Consider the following 19,955-nt stretch of genomic DNA (forward strand, 5'->3'; position numbering starts at 1 on the left):
CGAATCGTCGCAACCGACGATGATGCGCACCGCCCGGCGGGCGAGCATGCGGGCATGAAGATGAGCGAACCTGCGCAACGCGAGCCCCTGGTGGTCGCAAGCTTTTCCGGTTACTTCGGCGACCGCGCCACGGCGCTGGACGAGGCCATGGCCGGCGACCCCATCCATGTGCTGATTGGCGACTACCTCGCCGAGATCACGCTGGCCGGTATTTCCGCACGCTTCCGCAAGGACCCGACGCAGGGCTACGCCGACTACTTCGTCAAGCAGGTGCAGCCGCACCTGGGCGGCATCGCGGCTCGCGGGATCAAGCTCGTCACCAATGCGGGCGGCCTCAATCCACGCGGGCTGGCGAACGTGCTGCGCGGGCTGATCGCGGACGCGGGCCTCTCGCTGAAGGTGGCCTGCGTCGAAGGCGACAACGTGCTCGACCGGCTCGACCTGCTGCAGGCGGCCGGCCACCCGCTCACCCATCTCGACACCGGCGAGCCGCTCTCCGCATGGGGCCGCACGCCGATCGGCGCCAATGCCTATCTCGGCGCGTGGGGCATCGCCGCCGCCCTGCGCGAAGGCGCGGACATCGTGCTGTGCGGGCGTGTCACCGACTCGTCGCTCATCCTTGGGCCGTCGGCGTGGTGGCACGGTTGGCAGCTGGACGATTGGGATCGCCTTGCGGGCGGCGTGGTCGCGGGCCACATCCTCGAATGCGGGCCGCATGCGACGGGCGGCAACTTCAGCGGGTTCGCCTCGCTGCCCGGCATCACGTTCCCGGGCTTCGTCGTCGGCGAGATCGCGGCGGACGGCAGCAGCGTCATCACCAAGCATGCGCGCGACGGCGGGGCGGTGACCACCGACACCGTCACCGCGCAGCTCGTGTACGAGATCCAGGGCCCGAAGTATCTCAACCCCGACGTGACGGTGGACCTCTCTGCCATCCGCTGCGAACAGGTTGCGCCCAACCGCGTGCGCGTGAGCGGCGCGCGCGGCGAGCCGCCGCCGGACACTTCGAAAGTGGCGATGTTCGCGCCCGAAGGCTGGCAGATCGTGTCGTGGGCCTTCGTCACCGGCATCGACATCGAGCGCAAGCTGGCGCTGCTGCGCGCGCAGCTGCACCTGCTGCTGGCCGGCACGGTGGACCAGCTCGAAATCACCGCCTACGGCACGCCGGCGGCGCAGCCCGAATCGCAAGCCGAAGCGACCGTGCCGGTACGCATCGCCGCATTCGCAAGCGAGCGCGACCAGCTGACCGAGGAGCAGTTCTTCCTCAAGCTCAATAGCCTGTACCTGTGGAGCGTGCCGGGCTTCTACACGGACTCGGGCGCCGAGCGCGCGCTCAAGCCGCAGCGGCGCATCGAGTACTGGCCCGCGGTGCTGCACGTCTCGCAGCTTGCGCACACCGTCACGCTGGAGGATGGGCGCACGCTGGAGATTCCGCCGAATCCGCACGCCGTACCCGGCGGTGTTCAGCCGACGCACCCCGAGCCGCAGCCTGTCGCACGTACGACGTCACGCGCCACGCAGCGCGCCCCGCTCGGCCGTGTCGCCTACGCCCGCTCGGGCGACAAGGGCGGCAACAGCAACATCGGCCTCTGGGCGCAGCACGAGAAGGCGTGGCCGTGGCTGCGGCAGGCGCTTTCGACGGACATGCTGCGCCGCCTGCTGCCGCAGGCCGAGGGCCTGGAGATCGTGCGGCACGAGTTCCCGCACATCCGCGCCGTGCACTTCATCGTGCGCGGGTTGCTGGGGCGCGGCGGCAGCACCAACCTGCAGGCCGACCAGGTGGGCAAGGCGGTGGGAGAGTTCGTGCTCGCGCGGCAGGTGGAGATTCCGGTGGAACTGCTGGTGGACGAGTACCGGGGCTCGCCGGCTAGCCCGGCCGCCCGAACAGCTTCTCCCGCAACGTCCCCTCCGAATACCGCGTCTTGTACGCGCCCCGCGACTGCAGTTCCGGCACCACGTGTGCAATGAAGTCGTCGACGCACTCGGGCACCACGGTGCGCGACAGGTTGTAGCCGTCGACGCCGCACTGCTCGCTCCAGTCGACCAGCATCTGCGCGATGGTGGCGCCTGAGCCGATCCACGGTTTCTGGCGGCTGCCCAGCACGAACTGGTCCAGCAGCTTGCGGCGCGTCCACTGCGGGCCGGCCGCGCGCGTCATGGCTTCCACGTTGGAGACGATCGCCTGGCTGGCCGTGACGATCGGCTCGTCGATGTCGTACTTCGAAAAATCGATGCCCAGCGACGCGGCCGCGTGCACCAGCGCGCCGTCGCTGCTGGCGTGCCGCTTGTAGTCTTCGAACTTGTCGCGGGCCTCCGCATCGGTGCGGCCCGTGACGATGGTGGCGCCGAGGAACACGCGGATGGCGTCGCGCGAGCGCCCCTGGGCCTCGGCCTCGCTGCGCAGGCTGTCCACCTGCTGCTTCACCGCGGGCTGCGCCTGCCCGTTGAGGAACACGCATTCGGCGTGCGTCGCGGCAAAGCGGGTCCCGCGAGCGGAAGCACCGGCCTGGTAGAGCACCGGCGTGCGTTGCGACGAAGGCTCGCACAGGTGCATCGCGTCCACGGTGTACTGCTTGCCCTTGTGGTGGACCACGTGCACCTTCGCCGGGTCGGCGTAGGTGCCGGTGCGCCTGTCCGCGACGACCGCGCCGTCCTCCCAGCTGCCCTCCCACAGCGCCCGCACGAGCGCCATGTATTCGTCCGCCATGTCGTAGCGGTCGTCGTGCGCCATCTGGCCCGCGAACCCCGCCGCCCGCGCCGCGCTGTCGAGGTAACCCGTCACGATGTTCCAGCCGATGCGCCCGCCGGTGAGGTGGTCCAGCGTGGACATGCGCCGCGCGAAGGTGAAGGGCTGCTCGTACGTGAGGTTGGCCGTGACGCCGAAACCGAGGTGACGCGTGACGGTGGCCATCGCCGGGATCAGCAGCGTGGGGTCGTTCACGGGGACCTGCACGGCGTGCCGCACCGCGGGGTCGGGGCTGCCGCCCAGGACGTCGTATACCCCCAGCACGTCGGCCAGGAAAATGCCGTCGAACAGGCCCGCTTCCAGGCGGCGCGCGTAGTCCGTCCAGTAGTCCAGCTGCGTGTAGCGCGTGGACTGGTCGCGCGGATGCGTCCACAGGCCCTGCTGGATGTGGCCCACGCAGTTCATGTCGAACGCGTTGATGCGGATTTCTTTCATCAGGGGTCCGATCTTAGTCGCGGACCCGTCCGGCCTTGGCCCCGGCGGGCGGCACAATCGCGGCACCGAAAAACGACGAGGGGAACCCGTGGCAAGACCCTGGCGGTATGGCCTGCTCGCACTGGCGGCAGGCGGCCTGGCGCACGCGCAGCAGCCACCCGAAGCCGGCGGCGATAGCCTGCAACTCGAGCCGGTGGACGTCACCGCGCGCCGCGCGCTGCAGGACCGCTTCTTCGCGCCCGGCTCGATGGTGGTGCTGGACCGGCGCGACATCGAGAACCTGGGCGCGTTCTCCGTGGCGGACGTGCTCAAGCAGTTGCCCGGCGTGGTGGTCAACACCGGGGCCGACGGCAGCGTGGAGATCCGCATGCGCGGCATGGAGCGCAGCGCCACGCAGCTGCTGGTGGACGGCCAGCGGCAGGCCACCGGCCGCAGCCAGCTGGCGCTGGACCAGTTGCCGCCGGAGATGGTGGAGCGCATCGAGGTCGTGCGCTCGCCGTCGGCAGAGTTCTCGGGCGCCACCGGCGGCACGATCAATATCGTGCTGCGGCAGGCCACGGTGCGGCGCGAAACCTCGATTCGCCTGACCGACAACACGGTGTGGGGCCGGCACCGCGGGCAACTCTTCTTCTCCCGCACCGGGCCCGTCACCGAGCCCAAACCGGCCACGGCCGGCCAGCCGGCGGACGACCCGTGGGCCTACTTCCTCGCCGCCAACGCCACCGGCGTGCTCCTGGGCTCCAACGGCCACAGCCGCGTGGACGCGCCCCTCTACGCCACCGACAGCGAAAGCATCGCCCGCTACCACCGCCACGAGTACTCCATCACCCCGCGCCTGACGGGCAAGCTGGCGCGCGACGACACGCTCACGCTGCGCGGCTTCCTCAGCCGCGCGAGCTTCGGCGGCGCCGTCGACACCGGCACCACGTCATTCGTTGGCGGCGTGGCTACGCCGTCGGCCAGCCGCGACACGCAGCAGCAGCTGCGCCACTTCGGCACGCTCGCGGCGGACTGGACCCACCGCTTCGAGGGCAGCAAGCTGGAAACCACCCTGGCGGCGAACCGGCTGCGCGAGACCGTCGACCGCGCGGGCAGCGTCGTGGCCGGGCCGGGCATCGGGGGCAGTTCTTTCTTCGTCGATCGCCGGCACGAGAACGTCGCCGACCTCAAGACCAAGCTCTCCACCACCGGCTCGCCGCTGCTGCGCATGGGCGGCGCGGAGATCGAGCGTCGCAGCCTGGGCATCGACACCGACAGCAGCGCCACCGGCCCGTTCGCGGCCGAAGCGACCCTGCAGCGGCGCATCCTGTGGGTGCAGGACGAGTGGGCGTGGGGCGAGCGCGGCACGGTCACCGCCGGCCTGCGCGGCGAATCCATCGACATCACCACGCGCGGGCCCACGCTGGGCACGGTGCATCGCCACATCCCCGTCGTGCAGCCGTCGGTGCACCTGCGCCAGCCGTGGGGCACGCAATGGCAGTGGCGCGCGAACCTCGCACGCACCACGCGCAACCCGCGCGTGTGGGACCTCGTCGACCGCACGACACCGAGCAACGGCCTGAACTCGCTGGTGAACCCGGACACCGCGGGCAACCCGGGGCTGCGCCCCGAAAAATCCTGGGCGCTGGACACCGGCGTCGAGCGGCGCCTGGGCACCGACGGGCAGGCCGGCGGCAACCTCTTCGTGCGGCGCGTGCAGGACGCCATCGGGCCGCTTGTCACGCAGACGGGCGGCCGCTGGCTCGAACAGCGCAGCAACGTGGGCGACGCCACCGTGTGGGGCCTCGAGTTCGACGCGCGCACGAACCTGGGCGTGCTCGGCCTGCCGCGCGAATGGACGCTCAACGCCAACTTCAGCCTGCTGCAGTCGCGCATGACCAGCGGGCCCAACACCGGTCAGCGCATTCCCGGCCAGCCGCGGTACACGGCCAGCCTCAATGTCGCCAGGCCGATCCGCCGCACGGGTGGCCTGTTCGGTGGCTTCACGCTGAACGTGAACGGCACGGCCGACCTCATGACGGCACCGGGGCGCACCGGCCGCAACGCGGCCCGCACGGCGCTGGACCTGCACGTGGGTGGCGTGGTGCGCGGGCTCGGCTACTGGCGCATCGGCCTGCAGAACATCACCGATGCACCCTACCGCCGCGTGCGCCGCTATGACGACCCGACGGCGGGGACAACCACCAGCCAGGGGGAGCTGTACCTCACACCGCGGGCGTACCTGACGGTGGGGACGCAGTTCTAGCCTCTGCGGCCTGCACGCTAAGCGTCGAACCCGACGAACACGGTCGCTTCTTCAAGACTCTTGCGTTCGGAAACCACCGCATTGGCGGGAAAGGTCTCGTCGGGCCATCCGAGCGCGATGCTCTTCATGATGACCTGGTTGTCGGCGATGCCGGCGTGTTCGCGCACCACCGGGGACTGCATGATGCCCTGGCTGTTGATCACGCAGCCCAGGCCGCGTGACCATGCCGCATTGACGAGCGCCGTGGCCACGGCGCCGCAGTCGAAAGGCGTGTCGTCGCTGCCATCGAGCACCCGGTCGTAGGTGATGATGATGCAGACCGGCGCATCGAACTGGCGAAAGCCGCGCATGACCCAGTCCTGGCGCATCGGCTGGTCGTCCCGTGCGATGCCCATGGCCGCGAACAGCTGCTTGGCGACGCCGATCTGGCGCTCGCGATGCTGGCCCGCGAAGGGCTGGCCCGTCCGGAATTCCCGCGACTGCGGGACCCCGGCGGCCATTCGCTCCGTGTTGCCCCTGCGAATGCGGTCGAGCGGCTCCCCCGTGACGACGTAGAAGTTCCAGGGCTGCGTGTTCATCGACGACGGCGCCCGCATCGCGAGCCCGATGACTTCCTCGATCAGCGCGCGGGGAACCGGATCCGCCTTGTAGCCGCGAATGCTGCGGCGTCCAAGGATGACGTCGTCGAACTCCATGCTGTTTCCTGGGGATGCGTTTTTGCGGAAGCCGGATCATAGGGGCAGGGTCCGCGTCTTCGCTGTCGCCTGCGCTCGCGCCCGGGTGAGGGCTACATTTCGAAGGCTCGCGCCTCGGGCCTGTGAGGGTCCAACCTCGGTGCACTGAAAAGGCATATGCTTTGTGCTCGCTATTTCGAAAGCAGCAAGTGAACGACAGATCCATACTTGAGCACATTTCGCAGCTTGTCGAAGAAGAGCACCATCTGCGTGCTGACGCCGGCAAGGCAGACCACGACGCGGAAAGGCTGCGGCGACTTGAGGTGGAACTCGACCAATGCTGGGACCTGCTGCGCCAGCGGCGCGCGAAACGCGAGTTTGGCGGCGACCCCAACGAAGCCGCGCCACGGGACCCCGGGACGGTCGAAGGCTATAGCGGTTAGGTCTGCTCCTGGCCGGAAGCGGACCTCACAAGGATGTGCGCACCTGCAGCCAATCCCAGCGCTGTTTGTACGATGCGGCTTTCCGTGCGAAGAGCGACATGTGCGGAGTCAGGGGGTTCGGCGCCAACTGCCCTGCGTACATGATCTCCAACCCGTTGGGGGCGTAAACCTCGTAGCCGGGCCCGCTTGGACGGATGCCCACGCAAGTCGCCGGAACGAGGAAACGATCGATGCCGTCCGCGGCACTTGCCAGCGCGTCGTATGGAAATCCGAAATGTTCCTCGTACCAAAGGTGCACGCGCGCCTGGTTTTTCACTTCGACCGTCGCGTCCAAGCCGCCCATGACCGCATTGACCCGCTGCTGGACGCGCGCTTCGCTTTCCGCTGACAGATCCCGATCATCGAAGTAGAAGATGTCGTAGTCCTTGATGCCTGCCTCGGGCGCTCGACCACAGCGCAGGTTCCACGCCGTCTGAAACAGGCATCCAGCCACCAACCAGCCGTCGGTCAGTTCGAAAGATGACCAGTTCGCCAGGATGGCGCGATTGATCCTGTTCGAAAGAACGTCACGAATGAACTGTTCTCGGGTTGCGGCAGACATGCTTCAAGCATATGCGACGACCGCTTTCGACCCAGACCAGCCCTCCCCTGCTCGCGCAACGCCAACACAGACGCCACCGCCTCCGAAAACGACCGCACCACAAATTCCACCGACCCGCGCACCATCATTTCATCCACAAGCCCTTCCCGATAAGGCGGCTTCACCGTCAATACCATCGTGTACGGATACGCATCGCGCATCTTGGGCGACGCGGATTGCCAAGCCTCGTGGTTCTCTTGCAGCGGATACGCAACCACCACCGTGGACATAAGCGCGGTCCGCCCACCGCGGCAAGCCCGTGCAGAATCGAACCGCTTCGCGACAAGCCCCCTAAAGGAAGAACGCCTCGATTTCCGCAGCCACGCGCGACGGCCTCGTGATCGTGGGCACGTGGCCCACGCCATCGAGCTTCACCAGGCGCGAGCCCGCGATGCGGGAATGCATGAATTCGGAGTCCGGCACAGGCCGGATGACATCCTCCGCCCCATGAATGAGAAGGGTCGGCAAACGGACCTTGTCCAGTTCGCCGCTCAGGTCGACGCCGGCCAGCCCTTCGAGCAGTTCCACCGCGTGCCGCGCGCCGGACCGCATCACGATCTTGTGGGCCCAGGCTCGTTCCGCGGCGCAGTCCGCTTCAGGAATGCAGGCGTTCACGAACATCTGCATCGTTCCCGCAAAGTCCGCCTTGCACCCCTCCGCGAGCTTCCTCGCGCCTGTCGACAGCGCCCCTTCGTAGCGCGCCCCGACGAGCACCAGGCCACTGAAGCGCTCCGGCGCGCGCCGTGCGGCCTGCAGCACCGTCAGGCCCCCGGCCGACTCGCCGGCAAGCACACAGCGCTCCACTTCGAGGGCATCGAGAACCCTGAACAGGTCGTCCACCAGCATCTCGGGGCCGATCGGGCCGCCTCGGTGCTGCGTCGCGCCGGTTCCGCGATGGTCATAGGTGATGCACCGCCACCGCTTGCTCAGCTTCTCGAAGGGTTGCACCCACAGCTCGCCACTGCCGACCCAGCCGCCGTGCGCGACGATCGTGTAGCCGCCGGTGGGGCCGCACTCGGAGACGAACAGGTCCGCATCGGCCGTCTTGAGGAACATGGCGTTCTCCCGCGCCGCTAGCTGCGCTCGACAACCGCGTCGCTGATCCAGATCACGGGCTGCGCATCCGTGTAGTTGGGAATGTCGCCCATGATTTCCTGCACGTGCGGGTTCAACGCGGCTTGCAGGCTCTCGACCGAATCCGAATAGATGCTGCAGGCCGCCGCGAAGGGCAGCGGCGCCCCCGGCGCACCCGCGGCCAGCCCCTTGTCGACCGTGTAGTAGCGGCATGCCGACCCCAGCCGCTTTGCCACCAGCGGCATGTGCTTGTCGCGATAGTAGTCGTGGTCGAAACGCATGCCGGGCTGGAACGGGTACATCACGTTGAACTTGATCATGGGAAAGCTCCTTCTGGGGATACGCCATTGAAGCGCAGTGGCCGGCGGCCGTCGCAGGGACTGCAGTCCCGTTTCGCCTGCGGTGCGGCCTGCAGCGCCGGGACAAGTGTCCCGGGGCGCGCGGCGTCACCTGCCGAGGCCGGCGTTTCTCGCCATCACGATGGCCTGCGAACGGTTCTCGACGCCCAGCTTGTCGAACAACGCGGACACCGTGTTGCGCACCGTCTTCTCCGCAAGGCCGAGATGGGCAGCGATCTGGGCGTTGTCCAAGCCACTGGCCAGCAGGTCGAGCATCTCCCGCTGACGGGCGGATAGCTGCGGGAACCCTTGTGCCGGTTGAGGTGCCGCCACGAACTGCTCGATCAGCTCCACGGCCCGGTCGAAGGCCGGCTCGCCCTCCATCGGATAGTGGTTGTCGGTTTCGAGCGGCTCGAACACCGCGCCTTCGATCTCGCGGGCGAGGTACAAGCCCTCGTCGAACGGAACGCGCGCGTCCCCGCGGCAGTGCATGACCAGCGTGGGGCAGCGTATCGCGGCCAGCGCGGACGACGCGTCCACTCGCGACAGCGACAGCATCATGCGGGCCGCGTGGTCGGGCGCGCACGAGACCTTCTGCAAGTCATTGAATGCGCAAACCTGTTCCGCCGTTCCACTGGGAATGAACTGCATCGTCATCATCTGCCGGAATGCGGCGTTCTGCTGCCCCCACCCGGTACGCATGAGTTCGGCGGTTGCCTCCACGACGGACTGCTTCTCGGGGCTGCGGACCAGCGTTCCACGGGCATAGGCACTCATCAGGACCAGGTGCGTGACGCGCTCCGGGTGGCGCGCCGCATACGTGATCGCCGCAGCCCCGCCCTGCGATGCACCGAACAGCGCGAACTGCTGCAGCCCGCAGGCGTCGACGACCGCTTCGAGATCGGACACCAGTTCGTCGAGCCCGAAGGAGGTGATCTCCCGTTGCGAGAGGCCACTGCCGCGCGAGTCGTAGCGAACCAGCCGATGCCGCTGCGACAGCCGCTCGAGCCAGGGGAGGAGCACCGGCGTGCGCCAGTCCCAGTCGACATGCGTCATCCAGTGGGCGGCGCGCACGAGCGGCGGGCCGGCGCCGCTTTCGGCATAGGCGATCTTCACGCCGTCACCGGTCGTGGCGAACCGGATCTGTTGACGAAAGCGGGTCATGCGTAGTGCCCTGACGTAAGGCGAGACGTCGCGCTGGCTGCGTCCGGCATGGGTGTGTTATCGCCTCACGCCACGGTGGCGCGAGCGCGGGTATTCCCTAGCGGTCGCAGTCATGCCTTGCGCCGCGCCCCCGTGACCCGCGGCCACCCCACGCGGATCACCTCCGTCAGCCAATCCAGTCCGGCGTCCCTGCTCGACCGGCCGTGCCGCACGAGCAGCATCGTCGACAGGTCCATCTCGAAGGGCAGCGGCATGTGCCGCAAGCCGAAGGTCGCCGCGTACCTTTCGGCCAAAGGCCGCGGCACCGTCGCGATCAAGTCGCCCTGCCCCACGATCGACAACGCCGACAGGAACATCGGCACGCTGCCCATGATCGTGCGGCGGTGTCCCAGCCGCGCCAGCGCCTGGTCCACCGGCCCATACGGCTCGCCGTGGAAGGACACCAGCAGATGCGGCAGCGCGAGGTACTTGTCCATCGTCAGATCGCCGCGCTTGAGCTGCGGGTGATGGCGCCGCACCACCGCGTGGTACACGTCGCGTGAGAGCACGGTGGCATCGACACCTGGCCGCACCGCATCGAAGCGCCCGACCACCAGGTCCGCGCCGTCCGCATCGAGCATGTCCAGCGCTTCCGTCCCCGTGGCAAAACGAACCGAGAAGTTCGCGTGCGGCGCTTCGCGCTGGAAGGCCGACTGCAGCAGCGGGCCCAGGATGGCCGCCACGTAGTCGTTGGTTGCAATCCGGAAAAGCCGCTGCGACCGGCCCGGCTCGAAGCGCCCGCCCGCATCGACCGTCTCGGCCGCCAGCGCCAGCAGCGAGTCGATGCGGGGCCCGAGCAGCAGCGCCGCCTGCGTGGGCCGCAGGCCGTCGCTGCGCCGCAGGAACAGCGGCTCGCCGAAGACCTCGCGCAGGCGCGCAAGGGCGTGGCTCACCGCCGACTGCGACAGCCCCAGCCGCTCGGCCACCACCGTGGTGCGGCGGTGCACCAGCAGCTGCTGGAACACCAGCAGCAGGTTGAAGTCCAGCCGCCTGATCTTAGAAATATCGATATCGGTCATGCGCTGAATTCAGTTGCGCTGCACGCGGGGGCGCGCCGATCATGGGCCCACGGCATTTCAACACTGGAAGGTCCCCGATGCGGCGCACTGCTCCCCTCCCCGATGTTCAACGGCACTTCAAGCGGCGCGACGTGCTGCGCCTCGGCGGCGCGGCCGGTGTGGCGGCCGCCCTCGGCCCTGCCGCATGGGCCCAGGACGCCTACCCCACGCGCCCCATCCGCATTGTCGTCACCTTTCCGGCAGGGGGCGGCCCGGACATCGCGGCGCGCGTGATCGGCGCAAAGATGGCGGCGAACATCGGCCAGGGCGTCATCATCGAGAACCGGGCGGGCGCCACCGGCATCATCGGCGCCGAACACGTGGCGAGGTCGGCGCCCGACGGCTATACGGTCGTAGTCGCGACGCCGGCGCCCCTCACCATTGCGACAGGGTCGGGGCGCAAGCTCAATTACACGCTGGCCGACTTCGCCGCCGTGACGCAGGGCGTGTTGCAGACGCCGCTGCTGGTGGTGGCGCCGGACGGCCCGTACAAGACCGTCGCCGACATCATCGCAGCCGCCAAGGCCCGGCCGGGCGCATTGACTTTCGGCTCGGCCGGCATCGGCAACTCGCAGCACCTCGCGGGCGAGCTGTTCAACCAGATGGCGGGCATCCAGACGCTGCACGTCCCTTTTCCGGGCACGGCGCAGGGGCTGCTGGCCGTGATGAACAGGCAGATCGACTTCTACTTCTCGGACCCGTCGGCCATGCCGCACGTGAAGGGCGGCAAGCTGCGCGCGGCGGCGGTCAGCACGCTGAAGCGCTCACCCAACCTGCCCGACGTGCCCACCGTCGCCGAAGCGGGTGTGCCGGGCTACGAATACAGCAACTGGTACGGCTTCTGCGTGCCCGCGAAGACCCCGCCCGCCGTGATCGCCTACCTGAACCGGGAGATCGCGAAGGCGATGGCCGACCCGAGCGTGAAGGAAACGCTGACCGGCGCCGGCATGGACCCCTCGCCCTCGACGCCCGACGAACTGGCCGCGTACATGAAGCGCGACCAGGAGAAGTGGGCCAAGGTCATTCGCACGGCCAACATCAAGTTCGAGTAAGGACCGGCGATGACCTTCACCATCCTGGGCCGGTGCGCGCGCACCGGCAAGGCGGGGTTCTGCCAGGCGACCAGCACGCCCGCGGTGGGCTGGCGTTGCACGGACATCGTCCCGGGCCGCGGCCTCGTGACCGTGCAGGCGCACGGCGACTACCGGCAGCTTCAGCGTGCGATCGCTTTGGTCGAGCGCGGGCTGTCGCCGCCGGACGTGCTGGCCGAACTCGCGAAGGAAGACCCGTACTTCGACTACCGGCAGCTCGCCGTGCTCGACATGCAGGGCCGCATCGCCGTGAAGACCGGCCCGAAGGCGCGGCCCTGGGCGGGCGAGATCGTCGGCACGGACCACGTCGTCACGGGCAACGTGCTCGTCGGCGAGCAGGTGCTGCGCGCGATGACCCATGCGTTCATGGGCAGCAGTGGCGAGGAACTCGAAGAGCGCCTCATGCGCGCCGTGGAGGCCGGCCGCGACGCCGGCGGCCAGGAGGAAGGCCAGACCTCGTGCGCGCTGGTCGTGTACGCGAGCGAAAGCTTCCCGATCGTGAACCTGCGTGTGGACGTGGCGGCCGAGCCGATCGGCGAGATGCGCACGATCTTCGACTGGTTCAAGCCCCTGATCCCGTACTACGTGGCGCGCACGCTCGACCCGACTTCCGTCGTGCCGAAGAAGGCCTTCCTGGAAAAGCAGGGCCTGCCGGTCAACCCCTACCGCTGAATTTTTCGGAGACAAGAGACCATGACCTTCTGCATCATCGCCCGCGACAAGGCTACCGGCCTGCTCGGGCTCGCGCAAGCGACCAACCCGCTCTCCGTGGGCGGCCGTTGCCCCTTCATCCGCGCCAACGTCGGCGCGGTCAGCACGCAGGCCTACACCGACCCCGGGCTCGGCCCGCTCGCCATCGAGCTGCTGACGCTGGGGCATTCGCCGCAGAAGGTGATCAAGGAACTGGGCGAGAGCGACCCGCATTTCGAATGGCGGCAGATCGGAATCGTGGACCGCCACGGCCGCGCCGCGGTGCACACCGGCAAGCAATGCAAGGTGCACAGCGGGGCCATCGTGGGCGACGGCTACCTGGTGATGGGCAACTACCTGCTCACCGACCAGGTGGTGCCGAAGATGGACGAGGCCTGGCGCAACAGCGAAGGCAAGCTGTTCGAGGAGCGCCTGCTCGCGGCTGCAGTGGCGGCGCGCGACGCGGGCGGCGACCTGGGCGGCCATCGGTCGTCGTGCATGTTGGTCTACGACACCGAGGCCTATGCGCGCACCGACCTGCGCATCGACTTCGTGCCCAAGCGCGAGGGCGAGCGCGACGCGGTCGATGCGCTGGGCGAGATCCTGGACCGGTGGAAGCCGATGATCGGCTACTACAAGGTGCGGCCGCACAACCCGAGCATGCCCGGGTGGTCGGACTGGCTGGCGGAACAGGGGACGCCGTTCAGGGATTGAGGTGGCCGAAGGTCGATCGGCCCGGCGCGCTCCCGCTAGCGCGGGCTGCAAAGGTACATCGACCGCACGATCATGCTCTGCACCGTCTCGTCGCGCTGGTTCAGCACCGTGCGGCGGAAGGTGACGATGCCGCGCGTGCCGCTGCTGGTGAGCTTGAGTTCGTCCACCGTCGCCACCGCGCGGATCGTGTCGCCGTGCTTCACCGGCGCATGCGCGCGCCACTCGTCCACGCCCATCATCGCCACGATGGTGCCGTCGTTCAGCCCCAGCTGGCACAGCAGCCCGGCCGCTATGGAGAACACCAGCGGCCCGTGCGCGATGATCTCGCCATAGGGCTGCGTCTTGCAGAACTCGAAGTCCACGTGCGGCGCGTTGAAGTCGCCCGAGAGGCACGCGAAGTTGATGATGTCGGTCTGCGTGATCGTGCGGCGCGGCGACTCGAAACGTTCCCCGAGCTTGAACTCGTCGAAGTAACGGCCGCGCGGGCGGGCCTGGGTGGTGGTCGTCATCTCGTTCTCCTTGTTCGTCATCCGACGGGCTCCGGCCGCACCCGGATGCCGGCGCGCTCGCGGTCCCACGTATCGGGCGTGACGCCTTCCTTGCGCAGCGGGTACTTCTGCACCTTGTGCGTCTCGGTGCGCGGCAGCGCATCCACCACACGCACGTAACGCGGCACCATGAAGTGCGCCATGCGCGGCGCGACGAAGGCGATGAGGTCCTGCGGCTGCAGGCTGCTGCCGGGCCGCAACGCAACGACCGCCATGACGTCGTCCTCGCCGAACTCGCTGGGCACGCCGACGACGGCGGCCTCCAGCACGGCGGGGTGCGCCAGGATCTCGCGCTCGACTTCGGCCGACGACACGTTCTCGCCGCGGCGGCGCAGCGCGTCCTTCTTGCGGTCGATGAAGAAGTAGTCGCCCTGCGCGTCGCGGCGGAACAGCTCGCCGGTGTGGAACCAGCCGTTGCGCCACGTGGCGGCAGTGGCTTCGGGGTCGCGGTGGTAGCCGTGCGACATGGCCCACGGCGAGTCGGTGCGCAATACCAGTTCGCCGACACTGCCTTCGGGCACGTCGAAGTCGTGGTCGTCCACCAGGCGCGCCTGCACGCCGGGGCGCGGCTTGCCGCACACGCCCGCGGCCTTGGGGTCGCGCGCGGAAACGAGCGGGTTGCTGGTCTCGCTGGAGTTGTAGCTCGTGTAGACGGCCACGCCGAAGCGCTTCGCGAAAGCCTCGCCGTCGGCCGGGTACGGCACCAGCGACACGCTGCGCAGCGAGTGGTCGCGTTCGCCGGGCTCCACGGGCGCCTTCATCAGGAAGCCCGTCATCGCACCCAGCAGCGTGAGCGTGGTGGCGCGCGTCTCGCGCACCGTCTGCCAGAACGTCGCCGTCTTGAAGGAGGCCACGAGCGAGAGCGAGCCACCTTTGAGCAGCATGCCCAGCACGTTGAGCAGGCCGCCGGCATGGAAAAGCGGCAGCGTGACGAGGCGGTGGTCGTCGCCGGTGACCATGTCGCGGCCGGCCGTCGCCATCGTCGCCAAGTGCATGTTCGACGTCAGCACGCCCTTGGAATTGCCGGTCGTGCCAGAGGTGTAGACGATGCAGTGCAGGTCCCAGGGGCGCACGCGGGGCAGTTCGCCGGGTGGCACCGGCTCGCCGCGCATGGCGTCTTCACCGCGCCACTGCAAGTTGTCGCCTGCGGCTGCGCCGATGACGACGACGTCCCGCAGGGAAGCTGGCGCGGCTTCGGCGACCAGCCCCGCGAGGTCCGCGTGCACGACAGCCAGCCGCGGCTCGGCATTGCGAAAGGCGTGCGCCAGGACGGCGCCGCGCCAACCGGTGTTGAACGGCACCAGCACGGCCCCCAGCAGTGCGAGGCCGAACCAGGCCCGCACCATCGCAGGCCCGTTGGGCAGCCACACCGCGACGAGCTCGCCCTGGCGAACGCCGAGCGCGCGCAGGCCGCCCGCACAAACAAGGCCTTCCTCGAGCGCCTGCGCGTAGGTCCAGGCCGTGCCGTCGTCGAACCGGATGAACACCTTGTCCGGCTGCAGCCCCGCCTGCTTGCGCAGCGCGGCGCCCAGCACGAAGTCCTCGTCGGCCGGGCACGCCGTCGAGCAGCGCTCGCGGGGTCCAGTCGGGGCAGCAGCTGTCATCCCCGCAAAGCTAAGCGAGGCCGGGCCGCGGCGAATCGTCGGTTGCGACGATGCCGCCCCCCGCCCCGGCCCGCACCATGCGGACCAGACCGGAAAGAACCAGGAGACCGCGCCGCATGCCTGCCCCCCGCGCCCAGCCGCCCCGGCGGGAAGACTTCGTCAACCGCGACCTGCTGGAGAAGTGGGCCGCGCAGACGCCCGGGCGCACCTTCGCGGTGTTCGAGGACCTGACCGAGTGGTCGTACGCCCGCACCCTGCAGGAGGTGCGCGGCACCGCCGCCGCACTGCAGGACCTGGGCGTGAAGCAGGGCGACCACGTGCTGGTGTGGCTGCCCAACGGCGCCGACTTCCTGCGCTGCTGGCTGGCCATCAACTACATCGGCGCGGTCTGCGTGTGCGTCAACACCGCCTACCGCGCCGCCACGCTCGAACATGTGCTGCGCAACGCGGGCGGCAGCCTGATGGTCACGCTCGACGTGCTGGCCGACCGCCTGGCCGAAGTGGACCGCGCGACCCTGAAGCAGGTGGTGCTGGCCGACGCGTCCGCGCGCGAGCTGCCCGGCCTGCGGTGCCACGGCGCCGCCGCGCTGCACTCGACGCGGCAGCCCGACCCGCCGCCCCGGCCGATCGAGCCGTGGGACCCGCAGCTCATCATCTACACCTCCGGCACCACGGGCCCGGCCAAGGCGGTGGTGTCGACGTACATCCACCTGCACACCATGGGCCTGCTCACGGTGAGCGACCGGGACGGCAACCTGTACGCCGGCCCCAACGACCGCATCGTCACCAGCCTGCCGATGTTCCACGCCGGGGGCCTGATCCCGGCGCTGTCGATGCTCAAGCTCGGCGGTTCGACGGCGATCTTCACTGGCTTCGACACCAAGACGTTCTGGCAGAAGATCAAGGCCACGGGCTGCACCATCTCCAGCATCCTGGGCGTGATGGTGTCGTTCCTGCTCAAGCAGCCGGTCGAGCCCGGCGAGCGCGACACGCCGCTCAGGCGCGTGAAAGTCGTGCCGCTCACGGCCGAGGCCGAGCAGTTCGCCGAGCGCTTCGGCGTCACCATCCACAGCCACTTCAACATGAGCGAAGTGCCAGTGCCGCTGGTGTGCGAGACCAACTGCCGCGTCGTCGGCAGCTGCGGCAAGCCGCGCAAGGGCATGGACGTGCGCCTCGTCGACGAGAACGACATCGAGGTCGCCGACGGCGAAGTGGGCGAGCTCATCGTGCGCGCCGATGACCCGTGGGTGATCTGCCACGCGTACCACGGCGACCCCGCGGCCACCGCCCGCGCGTGGCGCAACGGCTGGTTCCACACCGGCGACGGTTTCCGCCGCGACGCCGAGGGCAACTGGTTCTTCGTCGACCGCCTGAAGGACGCGATCCGCCGGCGCGGCGAGAACATCTCGTCGTTCGAGGTCGAGAGCGCCGTGATCCTCTACCCCGGCGTGCGCGAAGCCGCGGCGGTGGCGGTGGCGAGCGAGCACTCCGAGAACGAAGTGCTCGTCGCCGTCGGCCGCAAGCCGGGCCACGACATCGAGCCCGCGCAGCTCATCGAGTTCCTGCGGCCGCGCCTGCCCTACTACGCCGTCCCGCGCTACGTGCGCGTGCTGGACGACCTGCCCAAGGCCCCCACGCAGAAGGTGCAGAAGTTCCAGCTGCGCGCCGACGGCGTCACGCCCGACACCTGGGACCGCGAAGCCGCGGGCATCCAGGTGCGGCGCGACACGCTGACCCGCCCCGACCCCGCCCCAAGAATGGAGACACCATGACCCTCTCTCGCAGAACCCTGCTGCGCTCCCTCGCCTCCACCGGCGCGCTCGGCGCGGCCGGCGCCGCGCCCCGCGCCTGGGCGCAGGACGCCTTCCCCGCGCGCCCGATCAAGGTGGTGATCCCCTTCCCCGCCGGCAGCGTGGGCGACGTGCTGATGCGCGCGGTGCAGGTACGCACGGCCGACACGCCGTACAACTTCGTCATCGACAACAAGCCCGGCGGCAACACCTTCATCGCGATGGGCATCGTCGCCAACTCGCCGCCCGACGGCTACACGATGGTCGGCAGCACGATCTCCACGGACGTGATCAACCCGATGATCTACAACAAGCTGCCGTACGACCCCAGCGGGCTCGTGCCGCTGTCGCTGCTGGGCTATTCGCCGTACGTGGTCGTGGTGCCCGCCGAATTCCAGGCGAACACGCTCGCCGAGCTGGTCGCGATGGCCAAGGCCAAGCCGGGCTCGCTGAACTTCGGCTCCGCCGGCATCGGCAACTCCACGCACCTCGTCACCGAGAAGCTGATGCGCGACGCCGGCATCAAGCTGACGCACGTGCCCTTCAACGGCGCGCAGCCGGTGCACCAGGCGCTGATGCGCGGCGACGTGCAGGTGTACTCGGACGTGCTGACCAGCGCGCTGCCGCACGTGCGCTCGGGCAAGTTCAAGCTGCTGGCCATCACCAGCGACAAGCGCCACCCGACGGTGCCCAACGTGCCAACCATGATCGAAAGCGGCTTCCCCGACTTCGTGCTGACCGCCTGGTACGGCCTGCAGGTGCCGCGCCGCACGCCGCAGGACGTGATCGACAAGCTCAGCAAGGTGCTCGACAAGGCGATGACCGACCCCTCCATGCTCGCCGAGTTCGACAAGCGCGGCATGGTGATCTTTCCGCAAAGCGGCCCGAAGGCGCACGCCCAGATGATCGCGCTGGACCGCGAGCGCTGGGGCAGCGTGATCAAGTCGCTGAACCTGAAGCTCGAGTCGTCCTGAAAGCGCGGGCCCGATGAAGTGTTCCGAGGCGATCGCCGAGATCCTCAAGCGCGAAGGCATCTCCACGCTCTTCTGCTACCCGACCACACCAGTGATCGAAGCCGCCGCGCAGGCGGGCATCCGCCCCGTGGTGTGCCGGCAGGAGCGCGTGGGGGTCGACATGGCCAGCGGCTATGCGCGCGTGCAGGACGGGCGGCCGCCCGCGGCCTTCGCCATGCAGTACGGCCCCGGCGTGGAGAACGCCTTCGCCGGCATCGCCAGCGCGTGGTCGGACGCCACGCCCATTCTCTTCTTGCCGCTCGCGCATCCGCGAGCGCATTCGCAGGTCTTCCCGCTCTTCAAGTCGACGCGCACGCTGCCCAGCGTGGCGAAATCGGTCGAGGAGATCATGCTGCCGCAGCACACGCCGGCGGCGATGCGGCGGGCGTTCAGCAACCTCAAGAACGGGCGCGCGGGCCCGGCGGTCGTTGAAATCCCGCTGGACGTGCTGAACAAGGACATCGAGCAGGACACGCTCGACTATGCGCCGGTGCACACCGCGCGCAGCGCCGCCGATTGGGACGACGTGGAGCGCGCGGCGGACCTGCTGCTCGCCGCGCGTTGCCCCGTGATCCAGGCCGGGCAAGGCGTGCTCTATGCCCGCGCGACGCCGGAGCTGGTGGAGCTCGCCGAGCTGCTGCAGGCGCCCGTGTACACCACGGTCGACGGCAAGAGCGCCTTTCCGGAGCATCACCCGCTCGCGCTCGGCACGGCAGGCCTCGTCTTCACGGGCGAGGGACAGCACTTCTTCCAGAACGCCGACCTCGTGTTCGGCGTCGCCACCAGCCTCACGCACCATCCCATCGTGCAACCGCCGCTGCCCGAGGGCCGGCGCATCATCCACCTGACCAACGAACCGCGCGACCTGAACAAGAGCTACTTCGCGGAGCTGGGCCTGCTCGGTGACGCGAAGCTCGTGCTGCGCCAGCTGGTGACGGCCGTGTCCGACCGGCTGAAAGGCGAGCCGCGTCGCAACGATGTCGCCGCGCAGGTCGAACGCCTGCGCACGCAATGGCTCGCCCAATGGCGCGCCGCGCTGACCAGCGACGAGACGCCGATCTCGCCATATCGCGTCATTCACGAGTTCTCGCGCGCCATCGCCGCCGACGACGCCATCGTCACGCACGACTCCGGCAGCCCGCGCGACCAGATGCTGCCCTTCTACCGCGCGGGCGGGCCGCGCAGCTACCTGGGCTGGGGCAAGTCGCACCAGCTGGGCACGGGCCTGGGCCTCACCATCGGCGCCAAGCTCGCCGCGCCGGACAAGTTCTGCGTCAACTTCATGGGCGACGCCGCCTTCGGCATGACCGGCCTCGACTTCGAGACCGCCGTGCGCAACGAGATCCCCATCTGCACCGTGGTGCTGAACAACGCCACCATGGCGATCGAGACGCGCACGATGGCGCGCTCGCACGAGCTTTACGGCACGCGCGCCATCGGCGGCAACTACGCCGCCATCGCGCGGGAGCTGGGCGGCTGGAGCCTGCGCATCGACCACCCGGCGCAAGTCGGGGATGCCTTCCGCCAGGCGCGCCGCATGACGCAGGAAGGCCAAGCCTGCCTGCTCGAATTCATCACCTCCGCCGAAACGGCGTTCTCGCATCGCTTCGGCGCGGCCGAACATGGCGCACCCGTCGCCGCCTGAAAGA

The 19,955-nt window shown here is 69.0% G+C and carries 18 protein-coding genes; 9 read left to right on the forward strand and 9 right to left on the reverse strand.

Going from position 1 to position 19,955, the window contains the following annotated elements:
* Nucleotides 1-54 precede the first annotated feature (54 nt).
* Nucleotides 55-1,968, forward strand: a complete 1,914-nt coding sequence (locus H8R02_RS21390) for an acyclic terpene utilization AtuA family protein (protein ID WP_222622594.1) — start codon at nt 55-57, stop codon at nt 1,966-1,968.
* Here H8R02_RS21390 and H8R02_RS21395 read toward each other — a convergent pair.
* Nucleotides 1,868-3,184 carry an LLM class flavin-dependent oxidoreductase gene (locus tag H8R02_RS21395; protein WP_187083713.1) on the reverse strand — a complete coding sequence of 439 codons (1,317 nt, stop codon included), beginning with the start codon at nt 3,182-3,184 and terminating at the stop codon, nt 1,868-1,870. The genes H8R02_RS21390 and H8R02_RS21395 overlap by 101 nt on opposite strands.
* Nucleotides 3,185-3,269: 85 nt before the next feature.
* Here H8R02_RS21395 and H8R02_RS21400 point away from each other — a divergent pair, with 85 nt between their 5' ends.
* Nucleotides 3,270-5,426 carry a TonB-dependent receptor plug domain-containing protein gene (locus H8R02_RS21400; protein WP_187083532.1) on the forward strand — a complete coding sequence of 719 codons (2,157 nt, stop codon included), beginning with the start codon at nt 3,270-3,272 and terminating at the stop codon, nt 5,424-5,426.
* A 17-nt stretch (nt 5,427-5,443) separates the two neighbouring features.
* Here the strand turns inward: H8R02_RS21400 and H8R02_RS21405 are convergent, their stop codons facing one another.
* Complete coding sequence (locus H8R02_RS21405; RefSeq protein ID WP_187083533.1) at nt 5,444-6,121, reverse strand: nitroreductase; 678 nt, start codon at nt 6,119-6,121, stop codon at nt 5,444-5,446.
* A 188-nt stretch (nt 6,122-6,309) separates the two neighbouring features.
* On the opposite strand from H8R02_RS21405, the gene H8R02_RS21410 reads away from it, so the two are divergent.
* Nucleotides 6,310-6,543, forward strand: a complete 234-nt coding sequence (locus H8R02_RS21410; protein ID WP_187083534.1) for a DUF2630 family protein — start codon at nt 6,310-6,312, stop codon at nt 6,541-6,543.
* Nucleotides 6,544-6,568: 25 nt separating this feature from the next.
* Here the strand turns inward: H8R02_RS21410 and H8R02_RS21415 are convergent, their stop codons facing one another.
* From H8R02_RS21415 to H8R02_RS21435, 5 genes are all read right to left on the reverse strand, one after another.
* Nucleotides 6,569-7,144 (reverse strand): nucleotidyltransferase family protein, encoded by a 576-nt coding sequence (locus tag H8R02_RS21415; RefSeq protein ID WP_187083535.1) that lies wholly within the window; start codon nt 7,142-7,144, stop codon nt 6,569-6,571.
* 330 nt (nt 7,145-7,474) lie between these two features.
* Nucleotides 7,475-8,239 (reverse strand): alpha/beta fold hydrolase, encoded by a 765-nt coding sequence (locus H8R02_RS21420; RefSeq protein ID WP_187083536.1) that lies wholly within the window; start codon nt 8,237-8,239, stop codon nt 7,475-7,477.
* Nucleotides 8,240-8,256: 17 nt separating this feature from the next.
* Entirely contained in the window at nt 8,257-8,577 is a 321-nt protein-coding gene (locus tag H8R02_RS21425) for an EthD family reductase (protein ID WP_187083537.1), read from the reverse strand.
* 126 nt (nt 8,578-8,703) lie between these two features.
* On the reverse strand, nt 8,704-9,759 hold the full coding sequence (locus H8R02_RS21430) for an alpha/beta fold hydrolase (RefSeq protein ID WP_187083538.1): 1,056 nt from the start codon (nt 9,757-9,759) through the stop codon (nt 8,704-8,706).
* Between the two features lie 110 nt (nt 9,760-9,869).
* Complete coding sequence (locus H8R02_RS21435) at nt 9,870-10,817, reverse strand: LysR family transcriptional regulator (RefSeq protein WP_187083539.1); 948 nt, start codon at nt 10,815-10,817, stop codon at nt 9,870-9,872.
* A 77-nt stretch (nt 10,818-10,894) separates the two neighbouring features.
* Between H8R02_RS21435 and H8R02_RS21440 the strand changes: the two genes are divergently transcribed.
* The 3 genes from H8R02_RS21440 to H8R02_RS21450 are packed head-to-tail and all read left to right on the forward strand — an operon-like array spanning nt 10,895 to nt 13,351.
* On the forward strand, nt 10,895-11,908 hold the full coding sequence (locus H8R02_RS21440) for a Bug family tripartite tricarboxylate transporter substrate binding protein (RefSeq protein ID WP_187083540.1): 1,014 nt from the start codon (nt 10,895-10,897) through the stop codon (nt 11,906-11,908).
* A gap of 9 nt (nt 11,909-11,917) precedes the next feature.
* Nucleotides 11,918-12,619 (forward strand): DUF1028 domain-containing protein, encoded by a 702-nt coding sequence (locus H8R02_RS21445; protein WP_187083541.1) that lies wholly within the window; start codon nt 11,918-11,920, stop codon nt 12,617-12,619.
* A 21-nt stretch (nt 12,620-12,640) separates the two neighbouring features.
* Nucleotides 12,641-13,351: a DUF1028 domain-containing protein gene (locus H8R02_RS21450; RefSeq protein WP_187083542.1), complete on the forward strand. Its 711-nt coding sequence runs from the start codon at nt 12,641-12,643 to the stop codon at nt 13,349-13,351.
* Nucleotides 13,352-13,386: 35 nt separating this feature from the next.
* Here H8R02_RS21450 and H8R02_RS21455 read toward each other — a convergent pair whose 3' ends face one another.
* Entirely contained in the window at nt 13,387-13,860 is a 474-nt protein-coding gene (locus H8R02_RS21455; protein ID WP_187083543.1) for a MaoC/PaaZ C-terminal domain-containing protein, read from the reverse strand.
* 17 nt (nt 13,861-13,877) lie between these two features.
* The gene (locus tag H8R02_RS21460) at nt 13,878-15,503 is read right to left on the reverse strand and encodes an AMP-binding protein (protein ID WP_187083544.1); all 1,626 of its coding nucleotides are present in this window, start codon (nt 15,501-15,503) and stop codon (nt 13,878-13,880) included.
* 116 nt (nt 15,504-15,619) lie between these two features.
* Here H8R02_RS21460 and H8R02_RS21465 point away from each other — a divergent pair, with 116 nt between their 5' ends.
* The 3 genes from H8R02_RS21465 to H8R02_RS21475 are packed head-to-tail and all read left to right on the forward strand — an operon-like array spanning nt 15,620 to nt 19,951.
* Nucleotides 15,620-17,275, forward strand: coding sequence for an AMP-binding protein (locus tag H8R02_RS21465; protein WP_187083545.1), 1,656 nt, complete (start codon nt 15,620-15,622; stop codon nt 17,273-17,275).
* Nucleotides 17,272-18,267, forward strand: coding sequence for a Bug family tripartite tricarboxylate transporter substrate binding protein (locus H8R02_RS21470; RefSeq protein ID WP_187083546.1), 996 nt, complete (start codon nt 17,272-17,274; stop codon nt 18,265-18,267). Before H8R02_RS21465 ends, H8R02_RS21470 begins: the two co-directional genes overlap by 4 nt.
* A 13-nt stretch (nt 18,268-18,280) precedes the next feature.
* Complete coding sequence (locus H8R02_RS21475; protein WP_187083547.1) at nt 18,281-19,951, forward strand: thiamine pyrophosphate-requiring protein; 1,671 nt, start codon at nt 18,281-18,283, stop codon at nt 19,949-19,951.
* Nucleotides 19,952-19,955: the final 4 nt, after the last annotated feature.

Origin of the sequence: Ramlibacter albus, from assembly GCF_014297445.1 — a bacterium.
Lineage (GTDB): Bacteria > Pseudomonadota > Gammaproteobacteria > Burkholderiales > Burkholderiaceae_C > Ramlibacter > Ramlibacter albus.

Bases quoted from the DNA above. Each gene is read 5' to 3' on its own strand.
- H8R02_RS21390 (WP_222622594.1), top strand. From the start codon at position 55: ATGAAGATGAGCGAACCTGCGCAACGCGAGCCCCTGGTGGTCGCAAGC.
- H8R02_RS21405 (WP_187083533.1), bottom strand. From the start codon at position 6,121: ATGGAGTTCGACGACGTCATCCTTGGACGCCGCAGCATTCGCGGCTAC.
- H8R02_RS21415 (WP_187083535.1), bottom strand. From the start codon at position 7,144: ATGTCTGCCGCAACCCGAGAACAGTTCATTCGTGACGTTCTTTCGAAC.
- H8R02_RS21420 (WP_187083536.1), bottom strand. From the start codon at position 8,239: ATGTTCCTCAAGACGGCCGATGCGGACCTGTTCGTCTCCGAGTGCGGC.
- H8R02_RS21425 (WP_187083537.1), bottom strand. From the start codon at position 8,577: ATGATCAAGTTCAACGTGATGTACCCGTTCCAGCCCGGCATGCGTTTC.
- H8R02_RS21430 (WP_187083538.1), bottom strand. From the start codon at position 9,759: ATGACCCGCTTTCGTCAACAGATCCGGTTCGCCACGACCGGTGACGGC.
- H8R02_RS21435 (WP_187083539.1), bottom strand. From the start codon at position 10,817: ATGACCGATATCGATATTTCTAAGATCAGGCGGCTGGACTTCAACCTG.
- H8R02_RS21440 (WP_187083540.1), top strand. From the start codon at position 10,895: ATGCGGCGCACTGCTCCCCTCCCCGATGTTCAACGGCACTTCAAGCGG.
- H8R02_RS21445 (WP_187083541.1), top strand. From the start codon at position 11,918: ATGACCTTCACCATCCTGGGCCGGTGCGCGCGCACCGGCAAGGCGGGG.
- H8R02_RS21450 (WP_187083542.1), top strand. From the start codon at position 12,641: ATGACCTTCTGCATCATCGCCCGCGACAAGGCTACCGGCCTGCTCGGG.
- H8R02_RS21455 (WP_187083543.1), bottom strand. From the start codon at position 13,860: ATGACGACCACCACCCAGGCCCGCCCGCGCGGCCGTTACTTCGACGAG.
- H8R02_RS21460 (WP_187083544.1), bottom strand. From the start codon at position 15,503: ATGACAGCTGCTGCCCCGACTGGACCCCGCGAGCGCTGCTCGACGGCG.
- H8R02_RS21465 (WP_187083545.1), top strand. From the start codon at position 15,620: ATGCCTGCCCCCCGCGCCCAGCCGCCCCGGCGGGAAGACTTCGTCAAC.
- H8R02_RS21470 (WP_187083546.1), top strand. From the start codon at position 17,272: ATGACCCTCTCTCGCAGAACCCTGCTGCGCTCCCTCGCCTCCACCGGC.
- H8R02_RS21475 (WP_187083547.1), top strand. From the start codon at position 18,281: ATGAAGTGTTCCGAGGCGATCGCCGAGATCCTCAAGCGCGAAGGCATC.